1 protein-coding gene is annotated in these 1,110 nt (G+C 66.0%); it reads right to left on the reverse strand.

The genetic code is table 11. The annotated features are described in order from the left end of the window. Nucleotides 1-46 precede the first annotated feature (46 nt). Nucleotides 47-952: an IS5 family transposase gene (locus ON26_RS06245; RefSeq protein ID WP_040795030.1), complete on the reverse strand. Its 906-nt coding sequence runs from the start codon at nt 950-952 to the stop codon at nt 47-49. Between the last annotated feature and the right edge of the window lie 158 nt (nt 953-1,110).

Consider the following 1,110-nt stretch of genomic DNA (forward strand, 5'->3'; position numbering starts at 1 on the left):
CTAGGTTCTGTCTCGAAGTTGTGAGGGTGGGCCGGGATGCCCGTTCTCACGAGTGTCGGAGCCATTGATTGATGACCGCGATGTGGATCGTGGCTTGGTAGCGGACAGCGAGTTTGTCGAACCTGGTGGCCACGGCCCGATGCTGTTTCAGCTGGTTGATGCCCCGCTCGACAGCGTTGCGGTCACGGTAGAGGACCGGATCGAACGCCGGTGGTCTTCCACCGGCACTACCACGGCGGAGTCGATGCGCGGCCTGGTCGGCAGGAACCGGGATCGTCGCTTTGATCCCGCGACGACGTAACCATTCCCGGTTCCCGCGACTGGAATAGGCCTTGTCGGCCAGCACCCGCTCCGGACGCACCCGCGCTCGCCCGCCCCCGAGCCTGGGCACCACGATGGCATCGAGAACCGCCTGAAACTGCGGACTGTCACCGGCCTGACCTGCGGTGAGGTGAACCGACATCACCCGGCAGCCCTGATCGCAGGCCAGATGCAGCTTGCTGGTCCACCCGCCCCGTGACCGTCCCAGCCCGTGATCGGTCGGCTCGCACTGCCCAGGGCCGGCCGGCGGTTCGGCTTGCTCACCGCCGTCGCGGCGGGCACCGGCGGCATGCGGATGAGCTCGGGTGATCGTGGAATCCACGCTGATCTGCCAGTCGATGACCCCGGCCGCGTCGGCCAGCACCTGCAGCTCGGTCACGATCGCGGCCCACGACCCGGCTCGCTGCCAGCGTCGGAACAGCCCGTATACCGCTTGCCATGACCCGTACTCGGTCGGCACGTCCCGCCACGGTACTCCGGCTCGACACCGCCATCGGATCCCGTCGATGAGCTGTCGTTTCGTCCATTTCGGCGGTCGCCCCGCCTTCTTACCGCGGGGCAGCAGCGGTTCCAACCGGGCCCATTGGGCATCGGTCAGGTCCGCTCGCCCCGCCACCGCTAGGCTGGTCACGAGGTCTCCGGGACTGTTCAGATTTGCTTGGTCGCTAATCCGAATACCGGAGACCTCACCTATTTGCCAACACAGGCAACAACATCGGCCCAACACAGTGATGGGGTGGCACCACTGCGTGGCGCCACCCCATCACTCACTTCGAGACAGAACCTAGG

The sequence above is a fragment of the Nocardia higoensis NBRC 100133 genome, assembly GCF_000308595.1.
In the GTDB taxonomy this organism is placed as follows: Bacteria; Actinomycetota; Actinomycetes; order Mycobacteriales; family Mycobacteriaceae; genus Nocardia; species Nocardia higoensis.